The organism is Pseudomonas sp. GL_090, from assembly GCF_057837765.1.
Genome location: NZ_CM174452.1, coordinates 6,020,827 through 6,040,383, shown reverse-complemented (window position 1 = coordinate 6,040,383; position 19,557 = coordinate 6,020,827). Strand labels below are relative to the sequence as shown.

17 protein-coding genes are annotated in these 19,557 nt (G+C 60.6%); 5 read left to right on the top strand and 12 right to left on the bottom strand.

What is annotated here, in order from left to right:
- Positions 1-114: 114 nt before the first annotated feature.
- Positions 115-1,479, bottom strand: coding sequence for a GTPase/DUF3482 domain-containing protein (locus tag AC3ITA_RS27350; protein WP_414929506.1), 1,365 nt, complete (start codon positions 1,477-1,479; stop codon positions 115-117).
- Entirely contained in the window at positions 1,472-2,842 is a 1,371-nt protein-coding gene (locus AC3ITA_RS27345) for a DUF2868 domain-containing protein (protein ID WP_489278897.1), read from the bottom strand. The genes AC3ITA_RS27350 and AC3ITA_RS27345 overlap by 8 nt, the downstream gene beginning before the upstream one ends.
- Positions 2,843-2,927: 85 nt before the next feature.
- Between AC3ITA_RS27345 and AC3ITA_RS27340 the strand changes: the two genes are divergently transcribed.
- Complete coding sequence (locus AC3ITA_RS27340) at positions 2,928-3,440, top strand: dihydrofolate reductase (RefSeq protein WP_277532756.1); 513 nt, start codon at positions 2,928-2,930, stop codon at positions 3,438-3,440.
- 116 nt (positions 3,441-3,556) lie between these two features.
- On the opposite strand, the gene AC3ITA_RS27335 is transcribed toward AC3ITA_RS27340, so the two are convergent.
- Complete coding sequence (locus AC3ITA_RS27335) at positions 3,557-4,948, bottom strand: L-cystine transporter (protein WP_150672101.1); 1,392 nt, start codon at positions 4,946-4,948, stop codon at positions 3,557-3,559.
- 242 nt (positions 4,949-5,190) lie between these two features.
- On the opposite strand from AC3ITA_RS27335, the gene AC3ITA_RS27330 reads away from it, so the two are divergent.
- Complete coding sequence (locus AC3ITA_RS27330; RefSeq protein ID WP_489278895.1) at positions 5,191-6,246, top strand: HAD family hydrolase; 1,056 nt, start codon at positions 5,191-5,193, stop codon at positions 6,244-6,246.
- A gap of 178 nt (positions 6,247-6,424) precedes the next feature.
- Here the strand turns inward: AC3ITA_RS27330 and ilvD are convergent, their stop codons facing one another.
- The 4 genes from ilvD to AC3ITA_RS27310 all read right to left on the bottom strand — a co-directional run bounded on the left by ilvD (position 6,425) and on the right by AC3ITA_RS27310 (position 11,926).
- Complete coding sequence (gene ilvD, locus AC3ITA_RS27325; protein WP_489278894.1) at positions 6,425-8,266, bottom strand: dihydroxy-acid dehydratase; 1,842 nt, start codon at positions 8,264-8,266, stop codon at positions 6,425-6,427.
- A gap of 362 nt (positions 8,267-8,628) precedes the next feature.
- On the bottom strand, positions 8,629-9,087 hold the full coding sequence (locus AC3ITA_RS27320) for an REP-associated tyrosine transposase (RefSeq protein ID WP_489278892.1): 459 nt from the start codon (positions 9,085-9,087) through the stop codon (positions 8,629-8,631).
- A 196-nt stretch (positions 9,088-9,283) separates the two neighbouring features.
- A complete protein-coding gene (locus AC3ITA_RS27315) occupies positions 9,284-10,480 on the bottom strand; it encodes an MFS transporter (RefSeq protein WP_489278890.1) in 1,197 nt (398 codons plus the stop codon).
- Between the two features lie 249 nt (positions 10,481-10,729).
- Positions 10,730-11,926, bottom strand: coding sequence for a class I SAM-dependent rRNA methyltransferase (locus tag AC3ITA_RS27310; RefSeq protein WP_489278888.1), 1,197 nt, complete (start codon positions 11,924-11,926; stop codon positions 10,730-10,732).
- A 153-nt stretch (positions 11,927-12,079) separates the two neighbouring features.
- Here AC3ITA_RS27310 and AC3ITA_RS27305 point away from each other — a divergent pair, with 153 nt between their 5' ends.
- Positions 12,080-12,949, top strand: a complete 870-nt coding sequence (locus AC3ITA_RS27305; protein ID WP_414929512.1) for an HDOD domain-containing protein — start codon at positions 12,080-12,082, stop codon at positions 12,947-12,949.
- 42 nt (positions 12,950-12,991) lie between these two features.
- Positions 12,992-13,804 carry a bifunctional DNA-formamidopyrimidine glycosylase/DNA-(apurinic or apyrimidinic site) lyase gene (gene mutM / locus AC3ITA_RS27300; protein ID WP_223456647.1) on the top strand — a complete coding sequence of 271 codons (813 nt, stop codon included), beginning with the start codon at positions 12,992-12,994 and terminating at the stop codon, positions 13,802-13,804.
- Between the two features lie 149 nt (positions 13,805-13,953).
- On the opposite strand, the gene AC3ITA_RS27295 is transcribed toward mutM, so the two are convergent.
- The 5 genes from AC3ITA_RS27295 to AC3ITA_RS27275 all read right to left on the bottom strand — a co-directional run bounded on the left by AC3ITA_RS27295 (position 13,954) and on the right by AC3ITA_RS27275 (position 18,738).
- Entirely contained in the window at positions 13,954-14,205 is a 252-nt protein-coding gene (locus AC3ITA_RS27295) for a YfhL family 4Fe-4S dicluster ferredoxin (RefSeq protein ID WP_003195146.1), read from the bottom strand.
- Positions 14,206-14,402: 197 nt separating this feature from the next.
- Positions 14,403-14,882, bottom strand: a complete 480-nt coding sequence (gene coaD / locus AC3ITA_RS27290; protein ID WP_046039203.1) for a pantetheine-phosphate adenylyltransferase — start codon at positions 14,880-14,882, stop codon at positions 14,403-14,405.
- Between the two features lie 115 nt (positions 14,883-14,997).
- A complete protein-coding gene (locus AC3ITA_RS27285; RefSeq protein ID WP_150672094.1) occupies positions 14,998-16,593 on the bottom strand; it encodes a GMC family oxidoreductase in 1,596 nt (531 codons plus the stop codon).
- Between the two features lie 140 nt (positions 16,594-16,733).
- The gene (locus AC3ITA_RS27280; protein ID WP_150672093.1) at positions 16,734-17,279 is read right to left on the bottom strand and encodes a twin-arginine translocation pathway signal protein; all 546 of its coding nucleotides are present in this window, start codon (positions 17,277-17,279) and stop codon (positions 16,734-16,736) included.
- 28 nt (positions 17,280-17,307) lie between these two features.
- A complete protein-coding gene (locus AC3ITA_RS27275; RefSeq protein WP_150672092.1) occupies positions 17,308-18,738 on the bottom strand; it encodes a coniferyl aldehyde dehydrogenase in 1,431 nt (476 codons plus the stop codon).
- Between the two features lie 145 nt (positions 18,739-18,883).
- Between AC3ITA_RS27275 and AC3ITA_RS27270 the strand changes: the two genes are divergently transcribed.
- The gene (locus AC3ITA_RS27270; RefSeq protein ID WP_008048320.1) at positions 18,884-19,555 is read left to right on the top strand and encodes a TetR/AcrR family transcriptional regulator; all 672 of its coding nucleotides are present in this window, start codon (positions 18,884-18,886) and stop codon (positions 19,553-19,555) included.
- Positions 19,556-19,557 lie beyond the last annotated feature (2 nt).

Below are 19,557 nucleotides of genomic sequence, written 5' to 3'. Positions count from 1 at the left end.
CGGCCTTCGCGAGCAGGCTCGCTCCCACAAAGGAGCTGTGGCGACCACAGATTCTGTGTTCACTGCGAAACCACTGTAGGAGCGAGCCTGCTCGCGAAGAGGCCGGTCAGGCCACTAAAGCTGCTGCGCCAACACCTCAACCTGCTCCTGCCGCTCCCCCTGATTCAACTTCGGATGCGGATTGAGCGATGACCACTGCGGATGCGCCCGCGCCTTGATCAGCACCTCAGGCAGTTTGCCTTCGCGCCAGGTCTTATCCTGTGGAGTGGCCACTTGAATGCTGTCCATCGCCGCATGCCCACGGGCATTGAGTGCTTGCAGCAACTGCCGCTGGCGCAGAGCCAACAGCCGCAGCACGTTGTCATCCACCGTCAGTTCGCGCTGGCCCTTGAGCTTGCCGAGCAAGCGACTGCCATAGCTGCGGGCGGTTTGCAGGGCGCCGCCGGCAATCGCTCCGGCCAATGCCGCTGCGCCCAGGGTGATGCCACCCACCAGCAAATCGACCCCGGCCCCGGCAGCCGCGCCGGCAGCGATCCCTCCACCGACGCGCACGCCCAGTTGCTTGAGGGTTTCCGGGTTGAACAGGTCATCGCCCCAACGGCCATCTAGCAGTGGCAAATCACTGGCGGCGGCATCCTTCGAGCGGAAGGCGTAAAGCTTGAGCAGGGCCTCGACGCAACGCTGCTCACGCTGGCGCACGGCTTTGCGCAGTTCGCTGATCGCCTGTTGTTCCTGCTCTGCTTCACTGGCCACGCTGCGTCGGCAAGCCGCGCAATCGATCAACAATTCGGCAATCAATCGCTCTGCGCTTTGTTGGCGGGCCAGACGCTGGGCTTGCTGATCGGCGATCAGGCGTTCGAGTTGCGGCCGGGCTGACTCCAGCAGCAGGGCGAGGCTTTCATAGAGTCGACGCTCGCCATCCTCCGGCGGCGCGACACTGTCGAAGCGCACCAGGGCATGCAAGCCCAGCCGCGCCAGCGCTTCACGCCATGCCGGTTCGCGATGGTTGGCGCTGCTGACAAAATTCAGCACCGGCAGCAAGGGTTTGCCGCAACTGGCCAGCACTTCCAGCTCGTCGCGATACTTGGCCAGCACCGGCTCCCGGGCGTCGATCACATAGAGCCCGGCATCCGATGCCAGCAACTGGCGCAGCACCTTGGCTTCCTGTTCGAAGCGTTGTCGGGCTTCGCTGCCCTCCAGAAAACGCGCCAGCCGCGCCGGGCCGTCGAGCCGTTCGCCGGGACGTTCCAGGCGTTCGAGGTAGTCGAGCAGGGCGATGGCGTCTTCCAGGCCGGGGGTGTCGTAGAGATCGAGCAAGGGCTCGCCGTCCACCGACAACCGTGCGCCCTCGACATGCCGCGTGGTGCTGGGGCGATGGGACACCTCACCGAAGCCGACGTCGCGGGTCAGGGTGCGCAACAACGAGGTTTTGCCGACGTTGGTGTGGCCGACGATGGCGAGTTTCAGGGGGTTAGTCATGACCCGTCTCCAGCCAGTTCATCGGTGCACAATCGGCAAACGACAACTCATGCTGTTGCAGCGCCACGTGCCAGTCGCCCAGACGTTCTGCGTCCAGCGCTTCACCGGGGGGCGCCTGCAACAACCACACACGGGTGGCGCTGGCGCTGCGGGCCAGTTCGGCAATCAAGGCCAGGCTGCCGCGATCCGGCGAGCGCCGTGGATCGCACGCAATGGCCAGGCGCGCGGGGGGAAAGCGGCTCAGTTGTTCGAGGAGTTTGTGCCGTGATTCGCGGCTGTCGAGAATGCCCGCGTTGCTGACGTTGTTCGGTAATTGCGGTGGCCACGGGCGGTCGTCGTCCAGCTCGATGGCGACCAACAGCGCGCCGTCGCTTTGCTGCTCGGTGACACCGCTTTCCACGCGATGCAGTTGCTCAGGCGCCGCATCGCTGATGCCGAGACGTTCGCTGGTGGGCATCAAGCGTTCGCGCAGTTGCGCGTAGCCGGGCAGGTTCAAGTCCAGACGCAGTGCTGTTTGCCCGGTCTTCCAGCGCCACAGGCAAAACAGCGCGAGCAGCAGGCGCGGCAATACGCCGTAGACCAGCAGCACCCCCACCAGCCATGCGGCCCAGGCCTGACGGGCGCTTTCGATGTTCAATGCCGCATCGCCGCTGGCACGGATCATTTCCTCGGTCGGCACGCTGAAACCGAGCAGGGTCGGAAGCGCACCCAGCGCTTGAGTGACGGCGATAAAGGTGTCGGCACTGAGGATCGTGGTTTCCCAGACGAAGCCGTAGCGTCGGGTCGCCATCAACGTCAGCAGGATCACCAAGGCGCTGAGCATCGCCAGCAACCACAGGCTGTTGACCAGCACGCCGATGGTCCAGCGATTGAGTTTCTGCCGTTGCAGCAACAGCAGCAGGGCCGGCGCCAGTTGCGCGGCCTTGGCATCCCGGGCGAGTTTTTCACTTAGCCACAGCCACAGTCGCCCGAGGCTGGCGCCGTGTTCGCCGGCAAACACCAGGCCCAGGGCCCAGCTCAGCAGCAGGATCAGATTGAGCCCGAGCAGGCTGCCCAAGGCCCAGAACACATTCACCGGGTGCAGGCCGTCGCCCATTGCAGCAAAGGCCAGGCCGGCGCCGCTGACCACCGCCAGCACCGCCATGACGATCAGCGCCAGTCGCGCGCCTTGCAGCCAGTGCTTGAGGGCATCGGCCAGGCCATCGCGCTCGGCCAGCCACAGGGCCCGGCGTTGAATGCGCGACGGCAAATCGCCGCCGGCGCTGCGGGCCAGTCGGTTGGCTTCGAGATCCTCCAGAGGGCCTGCGTGTTCTTCGCGCAGGCGGATGGTTTCTGTCAGCCAGAGGTTATTCAGTTCAGTCACGCGGCATCCCGTCGCTTAAATGAGCTGTGAGCATAACCGTTGTGGCGCTTATCGGCGAAAGCGAGGCTCTGGTATCCTCGCCGGCATGACTAAATCACTCCCCCTCAGCCTGATCGCAGCCCTCGGTGAAAACCGTGTGATCGGCGTCGACAACAGCATGCCCTGGCACCTGCCGGGGGACTTCAAATATTTCAAGGCCACCACGCTCGGCAAGCCGATCATCATGGGGCGCAAGACCTGGGATTCCCTCGGTCGTCCGTTGCCCGGCCGCTTGAACATCGTGGTCAGCCGTCAGGCGGATCTGGTGCTGGAAGGCGCGGAGGTTTATCCGTCGCTGGAGGCCGCCGTCGTTCGCGCCGAAGCATGGGCGAAGGAACAGGGCGTTGATGAGTTGATGCTAATCGGTGGTGCGCAGTTGTATGCGCAAGGGCTGGCGCAGGCCGATCGGTTGTACCTGACCCGCGTGGCGCTGAGCCCGGAAGGGGATGCGTGGTTTCCGGAGTTTGATTTGAACCAGTGGAAGCTGGTGTCGGATGTGCCGAATCCGGCGGAAGGCGACAAGCCGGCGTACAACTTCGAAGTCTGGGAAAAGGCTTAAAAGCATCGCCAGCAGGCTGGCTCCCACAGTGGGTTAGAGGTGAAACACAGATTGTGTGAACACCCAAAATCCCTGTGGGAGCCAGCCTGCTGGCGATAGCGGTCTATCGGTGCCGCTTAAGCCTGCGCCAACGCCGAATGCTCATCCGCATCCAGCAACTCTTTATCCGTCTGCTGCATCACCTGACTGGTAATCGCCCCCGCCGTCATCGACCCACTGACGTTCAACGCCGTACGCCCCATATCAATCAACGGCTCGACCGAAATCAGCAGCGCCACCAGTGACACCGGCAAGCCCATCGCCGGCAGCACGATCAACGCGGCAAAGGTCGCGCCGCCACCGACACCAGCCACACCGGCCGAACTCAGCGTGACAATCGCCACCAGTGTCGCGATCCACAGCGGGTCCAGCGGGTTGATGCCCACGGTCGGCGCCACCATCACTGCCAGCATCGCCGGGTACAGGCCGGCGCAACCGTTCTGGCCAATGGTTGCGCCAAACGACGCAGCGAAACTGGCGATGGACTGCGGAATGCCCAGGCGACTGGTCTGCGCCTCGATGCTCAACGGAATCGTCGCAGCGCTGGAGCGGCTGGTGAAGGCAAACGTCAGCACCGGCCAGATCTTGCGGAAGAAGCGCAGCGGATTGATCCCGGCGGCCGACACCAGCAAGCCATGCACCACAAACATCAGGCCCAGGCCCATGTAGGACACCACCACGAAACTGCCGAGCTTGATGATGTCTTGCAGGTTGGAACCGGCGACCACTTTGGTCATCAGCGCCAATACGCCGTACGGGGTCAGCTTCATCACCAGGCGCACCAGGCGCATCACCCAGGCTTGCAGGGTGTCGATGGCGTTGATCACTTTCTGACCTTTTTCGACATCATCCTTGAGCAATTGCAGCGCCGCGACACCCAGGAACGCCGCGAAAATCACCACGCTGATGATCGACGTCGGCTTGGCCCGCGCCAGATCGGCGAACGGGTTTTGCGGAATGAACGACAGCAACAGCTGCGGCACATTCAAATCCGCGACCTTGCCGGCATAGTCGGACTGGATGGTTTGCAGGCGCGCCATTTCCTGGGTGCCAGCCACCAGGCCTTCGGCGGTCAGGCCGAACAGGTTGGTCAGGCTAATGCCGATCAGCGCCGCGATGGCCGTGGTGAGCAGCAGCGTGCCGATGGTCAGGAAGCTGATCTTGCCCAGCGACGAGGCATTGTGCAGGCGGGCCACGGCGCTGAGGATCGAGGCGAACACCAGCGGGATCACGATCATTTGCAGCAGTTGCACATAACCGTTGCCTACCAGATCGAACCAGCCGATCGAGGCTTTGAGTACCGGGTTGCCGGCACCGTAGACAGTGTGCAGCGCCACACCGAACGCCACGCCCAGCACCAGTGCGAGCAGGACTTTTTTCGCCAGGCTCCAAGTGGTGTGGCGGGTTTGCGCCAGACCGAAGAGCAGGGCGAGGAACACCAGCAGATTGAGAATCAGCGGCAGATTCATGAGAGCTCCGAGTGAGACTTGTGCCAGCTACCATCCGGGGTAGCTGCGGACCGGTAAGCCTAACAGCTTGAAAACTAATGAATTAATATCAAAAACGCATGGTTTCCGTCGCTTTTGGAATAAGCGGATGTCGCTGTCAGAAATGCAGCTGGCGCGAAAGGGACGTGCGCGGTCGCTGACAGGCGGGGACTGTCACACTTATTTGTTAGCGTCGATCTCTTTCATATTCAGGGAGAAAGCCAATGAAGTTCGCACCGAAATTGCTGGCTGTAGCACTTTGCCTCGGCCTCGCCGGCCAGGTTCTCGCAACGGATCTGAAACACTGGCCCGCCGATCAGGCCAAGGCGCTGGACGCGATGATCGCCGCCAACGCCAATAAGGGTAACTACGCGGTGTTCGACATGGACAACACCAGTTACCGCTACGACCTCGAAGAGTCGTTGCTGCCGTTCATGGAGAACAAGGGCCTGATCACCCGCGACAAGCTCGATCCCTCCCTGAAACTGATGCCGTTCAAGGACACCGCCGACCACAAGGAAAGCCTGTTCAGCTACTACTACCGCCTCTGCGAAGTCGACGACATGGTTTGCTATCCATGGGTCGCCCAAGTGTTCTCCGGCTTTACGCTCAAGGAACTCAAGGGCTACGTCGACGAGATGATGGCGTCGGGCAAACCTGTGCCGGCCACTTATTACGAAGGCGACGTGGTCAAGAAACTCGACGTCAACCCGCCGAAGATCTTCACCGGCCAGCAAGAGCTGTACAACAAACTGATGGAGAATGGCATCGAGGTCTACGTGATGACCGCCGCCTCCGAAGAGCTGGTGCGCATGGTCGCGGCCGATCCGAAGTATGGCTACAACGTCAAACCGCAGAACGTGATCGGCGTGTCGCTGCTGCTCAAGGATCCGAAGACTGGCGAACTGACCACCGCGCGCAAGCAGGTCACCGCCGGCAAATATGACGAGAAGGCCAACCTCGGCCTCGAACTGACCCCGTACCTGTGGACCCCGGCAACCTGGATGGCCGGCAAGCACGCGGCAATCCTGACCTACATCGACGAGTGGAAAAAACCGGTACTGGTCGGCGGCGACACTCCGAGCAGCGATGGTTACATGCTGTTTCACAGCGTTGACGTGGCCAAGGGCGGCATCCACCTGTGGGTCAACCGCAAGGACAAGTACATGACCCAGATCAACGGCATGATGGCCAAGAACGCCGCGGCCCAGGCCAAGGAAGGGTTGACGGTGACGGCTGACAAGAACTGGGTGATCGTCAAGCCTGAAGACATCCAGTAAGACCGGATTACTACTGTAGGAGCGAGCTTGCTCGCGATGGTCGTTAACGATGACGCGTGCTTTCTGATTTAGCGCGGTGTCTTTGCGTTCATCGCGAGCAAGCGCGCTCCTACAGAAAGCTTCGTAAATAAAAATGCCCCGCACTTTGGCGGGGCATTTTTTGTTCGACGGTTAAGCCTTACAGCCCGTCAAGCATCGCCTTGTTACGCACCGCACCCTTGTCGGCACTGGTGGCCAGCAGGGCGTAGGCTTTCAGCGCGGTGGTCACTTTGCGTGGACGCACTTCCACCGGTTTCCAGCCTTTCTTGTCCTGCTCGACCCGGCGTGCAGCCAGTTCTTCGTCGCTGACCAACAGGTTGATCGAGCGGTTCGGAATGTCGATCAGCACTTTGTCGCCGTCCTGCACCAGACCAATCGCGCCACCGGCAGCGGCTTCAGGCGAAGCGTGGCCGATGGACAGGCCCGAGGTGCCGCCGGAGAAACGGCCGTCGGTGAGCAGGGCGCAGGCTTTGCCCAGGCCTTTGGATTTCAGGTACGAAGTCGGGTAGAGCATTTCCTGCATGCCCGGGCCGCCTTTCGGGCCTTCGTAGCGAATGATGACGATGTCGCCTTCTTTCACTTCGTCAGCAAGGATGCCGCGTACGGCGCTGTCCTGGCTTTCGAAGATCTTGGCGTTGCCTTCGAACACGTGGATCGACTCGTCGACGCCGGCGGTTTTCACCACGCAACCGTCCAGGGCGATGTTGCCGTAGAGCACGGCCAGGCCGCCTTCTTGCGAGTACGCGTGCTCGACACTGCGGATGCAGCCGTTTTCACGGTCGTCGTCCAGGGTTTCCCAACGGGTCGACTGGCTGAACGCGGTTTGCGTCGGGATGCCCGCAGGACCGGCCTTGAAGAAGTGATGCACGGCTTCGTCGGTGGTCTGGGTGATGTCCCACTTGGCAATGGCTTCTTCCATGCTGCGGCTGTGCACGGTCGGCAGCTGGGTGTGCAACAAACCACCACGGGCCAGCGAACCGAGGATGCTGAAGATCCCGCCGGCGCGGTGCACGTCTTCCATGTGGTACTTCTGGATGTTCGGCGCGACCTTGCACAGTTGCGGCACGTGACGGGACAGACGGTCGATGTCGCGCAGGTCGAAATCGATCTCGGCTTCCTGGGCGGCGGCCAGCAAGTGCAGGATGGTGTTGGTGGAACCGCCCATGGCGATGTCCAGGGTCATGGCGTTTTCGAACGCCTGGAAGTTGGCGATGTTGCGCGGCAGTACCGACTCATCGTTCTCGCCGTAGTAACGCTTGCACAGTTCGACGATGGTGCGGCCGACCTGCAGGAACAGCTGTTCGCGGTCACTGTGGGTGGCCAGGGTCGAACCGTTGCCCGGCAATGCCAGGCCCAGTGCTTCGACCAGGCAGTTCATCGAGTTGGCGGTGAACATGCCGGAGCACGAACCGCAGGTCGGGCAGGCACTACGCTCGTACTCGGCGACTTTCTCGTCAGAAGCGCTGGAGTCGGCGGCGATCACCATGGCGTCGACCAGGTCGAGGCCGTGGGAGGCGAGTTTGGTCTTGCCGGCTTCCATCGGGCCGCCGGAAACGAAGATCACCGGGATGTTCAGGCGCAGGGCGGCCATCAGCATGCCAGGGGTGATCTTGTCGCAGTTGGAGATGCACACGATGGCGTCGGCGCAGTGGGCGTTGACCATGTACTCGACGGAGTCGGCGATGATCTCGCGGCTCGGCAGCGAATAGAGCATACCGTCGTGGCCCATGGCGATGCCGTCATCGACAGCGATGGTGTTGAATTCCTTCGCCACGCCGCCGGCGCGTTCGATCTCGCGGGCGACCAGTTGGCCCAGGTCCTTGAGGTGGACGTGGCCCGGTACGAACTGGGTGAACGAGTTGGCAATGGCGATGATCGGTTTCTTGAAGTCGTCATCTTTCATCCCCGTGGCGCGCCACAGTGCGCGGGCACCGGCCATGTTGCGGCCGTGGGTGGATGTTTTCGAGCGGTAATCAGGCATGAAGCACTCCGGGCGGCTAATCAGGTATCAAAAGGGAAGTGAGCTTCTATTGACGTCTGGAACACCCAGAAATGGCCGCGTGTCCGGAAGTTGCCGATAACTTTGCGGGATCGCCGCGCGCTTCAGCTTGAGCTCATAAACCCGCCGGGGATGACTGGCGATGAATGTTCGCGATTCTACACGGCTGGCGGCTGGAGGGAATGGCTGCAAGCGTGAAGGCAGCATTCACAAGACGTGCGGGCGCAATCCTTGTAGGAGCGAGCTAGCTCGCGATGAACCAGAGAACGCCGCGGGGTGTCAGGCCGCCAGCGTTATCGTTGACGACCATCGCGAGCAAGCTCGCTCCTACAGTTGGCTGCGTTTCAGAGCCAGATGGCGTCCCATAACGGATATTCGCCGATATGGTCGACTAGCCCTGCTCGCAATGGGTTGGCAACGATGTATCGGGCCATCGCTTTCAGATCGTCCTCGCGACGCAACGCCCGGTCAAAATAACCTTTTTGCCATAGCGTCTCGTGACAACCTCTCGCCTTGTTGATAGCGCGGGCGCTTCGAGATTTTGTGGCTTGCATCAGTTTCGGTAAATCACCGCTATGCAACTCGACCAGCCAGTGAAAATGATCCGGCATGACCACCCAGGCAATAGAGGAGGCTTGGCCGTCCTCGGATGCCTTCCTGAATTCGCTTACCACCATACGACCCATATGCCACTCCTTGAAGATGGGTTGTCGCTGGTGGGTGACAGCAGTGAGCAAATAAACCCGGCCGGTTTCCGAGTAGCGACCGGTGCGTAAATGATGGGCATGCGGGGTGTTGGACATTCCGTTGTCCTCTTCTATGGCTGGAAGAGACAACGTTAGGTGCAGAGGGATAGAACGTACTGGCGACAATGGTTCTGAATGTATCGCTGCCCCCTGTAGGAGCGAGCCTGCTCGCGAAAAACGTCAACGATAACGCGGGTGCGTTTGGTTATCCGCGGTGTCTATTCGGTCTTCGCGAGCAAGCTCGCTCCTACAGTCAGTATCCGATCCGAGCATTTGTTAGTAAGCCCCAGAAGCTGAAAGCGATGAAGCTGACAGCAATGGTCATCAGCAAATTTTCCCCGGTTTGTGCGAGGGCGGCGCTACTGACGGCGGCGGTAATGAACATGATGCTGTTGCCTGCGGATGCTGCCGTCCCTGCGCTGTCTGAGAACAGCAACATGGCTGCGGAAATGGCGGCAGGCCGTACCAGGGTGACCGCCAGAGCGCTGATCGCCATCGGTATGAGCAGGGTGATGGTTGTCATCGCCTCATTAAGGATGATTAACATCAACAACAGGCCGGCGGCACCCAGTAGTCCGAGGCCGATGTTGATTTGCACAGAGAGGGAGATATGTTTCTGCACGGCGGTAGCAACGACTCCACCCAGGAAATAGGCGACCCCATACACCACGAGTACCCACGCGTACTGGTACTCGGACAGTTTCAACTCATCCATGAAAATCAGCGGTGTCACGCTGATCAACGCGAAATAACAAGCGAACACTAACGCGGCTATCCACCAATAGCGGATGAAGTCTTGATTCCCAGCGATGGATTTCAGCGTACGGACGACTGAAACGGATGTTTTTTCTGGGAGGGCTGCCTTGGAAGGCAGTATCAGTTGGGCATGGATCAGCATGCCGAGCGCCATGAGCGCAAAACCATAAAAACTACCCTGCCAATCGAAAGTGGTTTGTAGCCAAGAGCCTAACAGCGGTGCCAGTGCAACAAAGGAACCGCTCAGCGTCATGTAATAAATGCGCACCCGGGCCCTGTCCTGTTCATCGAACAAATCCTCCACCAGTGCATGACCCAGCACAAAAAAACCACACCCGATGGCTTGGACTGCACGAAACGCCAGGAAGCTTGGGAAGTCCGTCGCCAGCGCGCAGCCTATCGAGCCGAGGGTAGAAACAAAGATGCACCCAAGAAGAACTTCCTTGCGCCCCCACTTATCTGAAAGCGGGCCGGTTATTAATTGAGAAAGCGCAAAAACCAGCGTGAACAGGCTGATGGAAAGGGCGATGTCAGCGGTTGAGCTGTCGAACTTCGAGGCCAAGGCAGGAAAAGAAGGCAGTAGGATGTTCAGCGGGAAAAAACTGATTAGCGAGATATTGGTAATCAGGATAAAGCGGGAGATTCGTTGGCGTTTCAGGTCGCCACTTAGAGCTGGGTAAGAGGACTCAGACATTGTTTTTGTTTTCCGGAGTGATCAAGTGTTCATGCTTGAAACCAGAAACCGATACTAGTCTGGGGCGCGGGGAGTTCAATCAAAAGCGCTGTAGGAGGCTTCCTGTTTTGATGCCGGAAACCTCTGTAGGAGCAGCCGGTCGACGCTCGATTGCTCGCGATGAATTCGAGAACACCGCTGGGTGTCAGGCCCCCAGCGTTATCATTGACGACCATCGCGAGCGAGCTCGCTCCTACAGTGGTTTGCGTTTTAGCTGTTAGGCAACAACCGGCAAGTAATGCTCTTGATATACCGAGTCTCGGCAATCGCCGGATGCACCGGATGATCCGGACCCTGACCGCCACGCTCAAGCATCTGGATGTTGCGGTCCAGGTGGCGGGCGCTGGTCAGCAGGATGTTCTGCAGGTCGTCTTCCGGCAGGTGCATCGAGCAGGAGGCGCTGACCAGGATGCCATCCTTGGTGAGCAGGCGCATGGCTTGCTCGTTCAGGCGGCGGTAGGCGCCTTCGCCGTTCTTCATGTCTTTCTTGCGTTTGATGAACGCCGGCGGGTCGACCACGATCACGTCGAAACGCTCTTCGCTGGCTTTCAGTTCTTTGAGGGCTTCGAACACGTCGCCTTCGATGCAGGTCATTTTCTCGGCAAAGCCGTTCAGCGCGGCGTTGCGCTCGACGCCGTCGAGGGCGAAGGCCGATGCGTCGACGCAGAACACTTCACTGGCGCCGAACGCGGCAGCCTGCACGCCCCAGCCGCCGATGTAGCTGTAGAGGTCGAGCACGCGTTTGCCTTTGGCATAGGGTGCCAGGCGTGCGCGGTTCATGCGGTGGTCGTAGAACCAGCCGGTTTTCTGACCCTGGATGACCGGTGCTTCGAATTTCACGCCGTTCTCTTCGAGGGCAACCCACTCCGGCACCAGGCCGAATACGGTTTCGACGTAGCGGGTGAGGCCTTCGGCGTCACGGGCGGCGGAGTCGTTCTTGAACAGGATACCGCTTGGCTTGAGTACTTGGGTCAGCGCTGCAATCACGTCGTCTTTATGGGCTTCCATGGTGGCCGAAGCGATCTGCACCACCAGGATGTCGCCGAAACGGTCGACCACCAGGCCTGGCAGCAGGTCGGAGTCGCCGTAGACCAGGCGATAGAACGGCTTGTCGAACAGGCGATCGCGCAGGGACAGGGCCACGTTCAGGCGATGCACCAGCAGCGATTTGTCCAGCGGCAACTTGATGTCGCGCGACAGCAGTCGGGCGCAGATCAGGTTGTTCGGGCTCATGGCAACGATACCCAGCGGCTTGCCGCCGGCGGCTTCGAGGATCGCCTGGTCGCCGGCCTTGAAACCGTGCAAAGGTGTAGCGGCTACATCGATTTCGTTGCTGTAGACCCACAAGTGACCGTTGCGCAGACGACGGTCGGCGTTGGCTTTGAGGCGCAGGCTAGGCAGGGACATGTCGTCGCTCCGGAAAAAAGAGCGGGAGTATAGCGTGTTGAGACCCCGGATTGGCCTGCAAGTGGACATGTGGCGAGGGTTGTCTTGCGATTTGGTATGTCGGATCCAACTTCATAAAGGTTAGAATCATCGTCTGACCCAGAGTGTGCACAAATGTCCCAAGAGCTGACTTGCGAACAGATCCAACAAGCCCTGCAGGGCATCAGCGTACCGGCCCAGCCGCAAATCATGGTGGATTTGCAGATGGAGCAGTACATGCCCGACCCGGATCTGGAAGTCATTGCCAGGCTGATCTCCCAGGACCCGGGCCTTTCCGGTTCCCTGCTGAAGATCGTCAATTCGCCGTATTACGGGCTGAGCAACAAGATTGCTTCGATCCAGCGCGCGGTAAATCTGCTGGGCAGCCGCTCGGTCATCAACCTGATCAATGCGCAGTCGATCAAGGGCGAGATGAATGACGACACCATTGTCACCCTGAACCGTTTCTGGGACACCGCCCAGGACGTGGCCATGACCTGCCTGACCCTGGCCAAGCGCATCGGCGTTGAAAATGGCGACGAAGCCTATGCCCTGGGCCTGTTCCACGACTGCGGCGTGCCCCTGATGCTCCAGCGTTTCCCCGACTACATGGGCGTTCTGGAGCAGGCCTATGCCAACGCCAGTGCCGAATGCCGGGTGGTGGATACGGAGAACCAGGTGTTCAATACCAATCACTCGGTGGTCGGGTATTACACGGCCAAATCCTGGCGTCTGCCGGAGCACGTGAGCGCGGCGATTGCCAATCACCACAATGCCCTGGCGATCTTCAGCGATGAGTCGTCGCGTAACAGTTCGATGAAGAACCTGCTGGCAATCCTGAAGATGGCCGAGCATATTTGCGCGTCGTACCGGGTGCTGGGCAATCAGACCGAAGATCACGAGTGGAACAGCATCGCGCCGCTGGTGCTCGATTATGTCGGCCTCTCGGACTACGACTTCGAGACCCTCAAGCAGACGATTCGCGACCTCGGCACTCATCGCTGAGTGTCGGAACCTTCCAGGCCATGCGCCTGAGCCGAGAGCACCATGCCTGAATTGCCAGAAGTCGAAACCACCCGTCGCGGCATCGCGCCGTACCTGGAAGGCCAGCGCGTCAGCCGGGTGATCGTGCGTGATCGGCGCCTGCGCTGGCCGATTCCCGAAGACCTCGATGTGCGCCTGTCCGGGCAGCGCATCGTATTGGTGGAGCGGCGCGCCAAGTACCTGCTGATCAATGCCGAAGTCGGCACCTTGATCAGTCATTTGGGCATGTCAGGCAATTTGCGTCTGGTGGAGGTCGGGCTGCCGGCGGCCAAGCATGAGCATGTGGACATCGAACTGGAGTCAGGCCTGGCGCTGCGTTACACCGACCCGCGGCGCTTCGGCGCAATGCTCTGGAGTCTCGATCCGCTCAATCATGAATTGCTGATCCGCCTGGGGCCTGAGCCGCTGACCGACCTGTTCGATGGTGAGCGTCTGTTCCAGCAGTCCCGTGGCCGCTCGATAGCGGTCAAGCCGTTCATCATGGATAACGCGGTGGTGGTGGGTGTGGGCAATATCTACGCGACCGAAGCGTTGTTCGCCGCCGGGATCGACCCGCGCCGCGAAGCCAGGAGCATTTCCCGTGCGCGTTACTTGAAACTGGCCATCGAGATCAAACGCATCCTGGCGGCTGCCATCGAGTGTGGCGGTACCACGTTGCGGGACTTTATCGGTGGCGATGGTCAGCCCGGTTATTTCCAGCAGGAACTGTTCGTGTACGGCCGTGGCGGTGAGCACTGCAAGGTCTGTGGCACGGGCCTGCGGGAAGTGAAGCTCGGGCAGCGCGCCAGCGTTTTTTGCCCGCGTTGTCAGAGCTGAAAGTCAGTTGGATCTTCAGTGAGGCTGATGACGTCATCGCGAGCAAGCTCGCTCCCACAGGGGATTTGTGAGCAACGCAGATCCAGTGTGGGAGCGAGCTTGCTCCGGGCGGCGTTCCGACGATGAGGTCCGAAAGAGCGCTACATCATTCAAGCCTTGCCGGTAATTTTCCGGTACTTCTCCATCAACTGTTCTTCAGTCTCCGGATGAGCTTCGTCCAGTGGAATGCAATCCACCGGGCAGACCTGCTGGCACTGCGGTTCGTCGTAGTGGCCGACACACTGGGTGCACAGGTTCGGGTCGATCACGTAGATCTCTTCGCCTTGGGAAATGGCGGCGTTCGGGCACTCGGGTTCGCAGACGTCGCAGTTGATGCAATCGTCGGTGATGATCAGGGACATGCTAACTCCAGCCGGGGCGGCAAGCCCGGGCGCAATAAACCAATGCACACAATTGTGCCGCATTGGCGCCTGCGATGCACGCAGGTGCGACGTACTGTAGGAGCCAGCCGGCTGGCGATGAACCCGAGAACGCCGCGGGGTGTCAGGTTTCCCGCGCTATCGTTGACGTCCATCGCGAGCAGGCTCGCTCCTACATATTACTTCTTGAAACGTTCGGTCAGTGCGTCCGCCACCACAGGGTGCACGAACTTGGTGATATCGCCGCCCAAGGCTGCGATTTCACGGACCAGCGTCGAGGAAATGAACGAGTAGCGTTCGGACGGGGTAAGGAACAGGCTTTCCACATCCGGTGCCAGTTGGCGGTTCATGTTGGCCAGCTGGAACTCGTATTCGAAGTCCGATACTGCGCGCAATCCACGCAGGAACACGTTGGCGTTCTTCTCTTTGGCGAAGTGCGCCAGCAGCGTCGAGAAGCCGACGACTTCAACGTTCGGCAGATGTTTAGTGACCTCGCGCGCCAGTTCTACCCGTTGTTCCAGAGGAAACAGCGGGTTTTTCTTGGGGCTCGCGGCGACGGCGATGATCACGTGATCGAACAGGCGCGAGGCGCGTTCGACCAGATCGCCATGGCCCTTGGTAATAGGGTCGAAGGTACCTGGGTACAACACTCGGTTCATCGCGTCGTCCTGGCGGGAATCCGTTGGGGAGTCGGATGGTATCGCAGCCTTCCCGGTCGGCCAAGTCGCCTGTTGGGTAAGAAAGCACTATAGACGATGGGAATTATCGTCATTTTCACGGGTTTTTTAAACGTTCGGCCAGGGAAGTCGCCAGTTGCGCCGTCAGTCCGTAGACCGACAGCTGCGGATTGGCGCCAATGCTGGTGGGGAACAGCGAGCCGTCGTGAATCGACAGATTACCCAGTTGATGATGCCGGCCGAGACTGTCGGTCACCGCGATTGTCGGGTCCTCGCCCATGGCGCAACCGCCCATCACATGGGCGCTGCCCAGGCGTGTGCGATACAACTCCAGGCTCAGGCCGTCGATCAGCGTGCGCGCTTCGGCGAGGGTCTTCACGTAGCGGGCGTCGGCGTGCATCGGCATCACGGCCTTGGCGCCACCGGCAAACTGGATCTCGGCCATGGTATGGAACGCCCGGCGCAATCCATCCCAGGCGTAGGGTGATAGCTGGTAATCCAGCACCGGCGTGTCATCGCTGCGCAATTCGACGCTGCCACCGGGGCTGTCAGGGTGAAAACCGTCCCGCAGCAACGCCAGCATGGCGTGGGTATGGGCCAGATTGGCCATGTGCTGCGAATTTTCCTGGCCGAAACCACCGAGCAGCGTCGTGGCCAGCGCCGGGTGCAGGGGCGGGACTTCCAGTTTGTAGGACATCTTGCCCGTGGTGCCGTCCTGCCATTGGAAATGGTCGGAATAGATCGACTGCGGCGCGCCGTAGAAGGGGTTGACCACTTCATCGAACAGCGCGGCGGACATGTTCACCGGGTGCAGGAACGTGCGTTTGCCCAGGCGCTCGTGCGGGTCGGGTGCCCCGGAACGCATCAGCAAGGCCGGGCTGTTGATGCCGCCACCGGCCAGCACGAAATGCCGCGCCTTGACCGTGATGGTGCGCCCGGTCGGTGCGACGCAGCGTTCATCCATCGCAGAACATTGCAGGCCGGTGACCTTGTCGCCGCTGATGTTAAGTTTTTCGGCGCGGGCCAGGTAAAGCAACTCGCCGCCTTTTTCCAGGGTCGCTGGAATGGTGGTGACCATCATCGATTGCTTGGCGTTGGTCGGGCAGCCCATGCCGCAGTATCCGAGGTTCCAGCAGCCGCGAACGTTGCGCGGGATGACGTGCCACGAGTAATTCAGTGCTTCGCAGCCCTTGCGGATCACATCATTGTTGGCGTTGGGTGGCACCATCCACGGCGCGACGCCCAGGCGTTGCTCCATTTTCTCGAACCATGGCGCCATTTCCGCCGGGCTGTGGCCCTTGACGTTGTGCTCCTTGGCCCAGTGTTCCAGGGTCGGCTCCGGCGTACGGAAACTGGAGGTCCAGTTGATCAGCGTGGTGCCGCCCACCGCCCGGCCCTGGAGGATGGTGATCGCGCCGTCTTTGCTCATGCGGCCGATGCCTTCCTGATACAGACTGGCGTAGGCCTGGTCCTCGAGCAGCTTGAAGTCGCTGCTGGTCTTGAGCGGGCCTTCCTCGATCAGCAGCACCTTGTAGCCGGCCGCGCTAAGGATTTCGGCGGTAGTGCCGCCGCCGGCACCGCTGCCGATGATCGCCACGTCCGCTTCGAGTGTCAGGTCCTGGGTCAGTAGCGAGCCGTTGTAGGTTTTCCAGCCTCGGGCCATGCCTTCGCGGAACGGATCGGGTACGGGCATCTTCGGGTTCTCTTTTTATTGTTGGGGTGGGCGGTGAAGCGGCTGGCCCCATCGCGAGCAAGCTCGCTCCCACACTGGTTCTGCATCGTTCACAAATCCCCTGTGGGAGCGAGCCTGCTCGCGATAGGGGGGACTCGGTTTCAGACCGTAGGCGGCCCGGGATACCCGCAATGCGCCCACGATTCCTTGCGCCCGTACCAGGCCATCATGACCAGTTGCAGCAAGGAGCTGTGGCCCATGCGCAACAGGCTCAACGAGCTGTTTTCCCAACGATCGAGAAAGGCTCGGATGTCGTTGGCGCTGGCGTTTTCCCAGCTGCCCCAGATCCCGGTCAACGGTCCGCGGGTCACGGCCATGCCCAGCACATCGAACAGTTGTTGGGTCAGCTTGAGCATTTCCGGCGACAGGTGGGCGAGGCTGTAGTCCAGGCTTTTCAGTGTGCCCTCGACAGCCTCGGGCATCCGTTCAGCGGTCACGGCACCCTCGAGCATGACCGGAATCAATGCCCGCAAGAACAGCAGGTCGCCGCTGCGTAACGTGACGAAACCATTGGCCGGCGCGCTCGACGAACAACCGCTGAGGCTGGCTCCGAGTCCGGTGGTGGCGAGGAAAGCCGTGGCGCCGAGGCTGAATTTAAGCAGCCCGCGCCGTGACAGCGCGGGTGTATCGGACAGGCTGGGGTTCATTATTGTTATTACCCGACGGTGAAGATCGTTAGCGGATGAACAGCTTCTGGATCAGCTTCTGAATCGATTTTCCATACGGCGGATAGATCAGTTTCGCCGCGTTGAACCGTTGTTTGATCAGCACCCCCTTGGCTTTGCTGAAGGTCAGGAACCCTTCATGGCCGTGGTAGTGGCCCATGCCCGAGGCACCGATGCCGCCGAACGGCATGTCGTCCTGGGCAACGTGCAGCAGGGTGTCGTTCAGGCACACGCCGCCGGAATGGGTTTCGTGCAGCACGCGCTGTTGTTCGCGCTTGTCGTAGCCGAAGTAATACAGCGCCAGTGGGCGAGGGCGCTGGTTGATGTAGGCAAATGCCTGGTCCAGATCCTTGTACGGCACGATCGGCAGCAGCGGACCGAAGATTTCGTCCTGCATCACCGTCATCTCGTCCGTGACGTTGAGCAGCAGGCTATGGCCCATGCGGCGGCCCTGGCCCTGTTCGAACAGCGGCATCAGCAGCGCACCCTTGCTGGTGGCGTCGCTGACGTAGCCGTTGAGACGTGCCAGTTGTCGCTCATTGATGATCGCGGTGTAGTCCGGGTTGTCAGCCAGCGTCGGATAAAACCCGCGGACGGCTGTGCGATAGGCTTCGACGAAACCTCCGACGCGATCCTCCGGCACCAGCACATAGTCCGGGGCCACGCAGGTCTGGCCGGCGTTCAGGGTCTTGCCGAAGGCGATGCGCTCGGCGGCGTCCTTGAGCGGCACGTCGCGGGAAACAATGGCCGGGGACTTGCCGCCAAGCTCCAGAGTCACCGGGGTCAGGTTTTCCGCGGCGGCGCGCATCACGTGTTTGCCGATGCTGGTGGCGCCGGTGAACAGCAGGTGATCGAACGGCAGGCGTGAAAACGCCACGCCCATGTCCGCCTCGCCCAGGACCACGCAAACCAGGTCTTCGGGGAAGATTCGCGCCAGCAGTTGCTTCATCAGCAGGCCGGTCGCGGGAGTCGACTCACTGAGCTTGAGCATCACCCGATTGCCCGCCGACAGCGCGCCGACCAACGGGCCGATGGCCAGGTACAGCGGGTAGTTCCACGGCACGATGACCCCGACCACGCCCAGTGGTTGATAAACCACTTTGGCCGAGGCGGGCTGGAAGGCTGCGCCCACTTTGCGTCGCGAGGCTCGCATCCAGCCCTTGAGGTGTTTGCTGGCGTAATGGATGCCGTGCAGGCTGGGCATCAGTTCGGCGAGCAGAGTTTCATCGGCGCTGCGATGACTGAAGTCCTGGCTGATCGCATCGATCAGGGCCTGGCGTTCATTGTTCAACAAATCCTTTAGCGCCTTGAGCCATTGCTGGCGCTGCGCAGCCGGTGGCATCGGGTTGGCGGCGTAGGCGGCACGCTGGGCGTCGAACAGGGCCTGAAGCTCTTCCAACGGCTGCTGTAGGTTCTGAAGGTAGGAAATTTCAGCAGTCATGGTCGGCTCCGGATTTATTGTAATGAAGCACTTTTTAGAGCCTATACTCTAAAAAGTCAAATGACATCCTGGAACAGCTTGGTTTTATCCGCTCGCGGATAGATCTAAGATGCCCGTCAACGCACTCTGAATTAAAGCTCAAGCCATGGCCCCACGGATCAAAACCAGCGAGCGCATCGTGCAGAACAGCCTGGAGCTGTTCAACCAGCAGGGCGAGCGCAGCATCAGCACCAACCACATTGCTGCCCATATGGAAATTTCCCCGGGCAACCTGTACTACCACTTCCCGAACAAGCAGGCGATCATCGCCGTGCTGTTCAGCGAGTACGAAAGCCTGGTGGACAGCTTCCTGCGTCCGCCCCAGGGCCGTGCCGCCACGGTGGAAGACAAGCGCTTCTACCTCAAGGAGCTGTTGTCGGCGATGTGGCGCTACCGATTTCTGCATCGTGATCTCGAACATTTGCTCGACAGCGATCCGGACCTGGCCGACCGCTATCGACGCTTCTCCCAGCGCTGCCTGATCCAGGGTTCGGCGATCTACGAAGGTTTCGTCGCCGCCGGCATCCTGAAGATGGACAAGGTGCAGATCGAATCCCTGACGCTCAATGCCTGGATCATCCTCACGTCCTGGGTGCGCTTTCTGTGCACCACGCGGGAGAATTCCAGCCACCTCAGCGAGCAAGCCATTAAACGTGGGGTGTATCAGGTGCTGGTGCTGGAAGCCGGGTTTGTCACGGATGAGGCCCGCGATGCGGTCAGTGCCTTGTTCGAAGAGTTTTACGTGCCCCTGGCCCAGGCATTGGAAGAAGTACAGTAGGA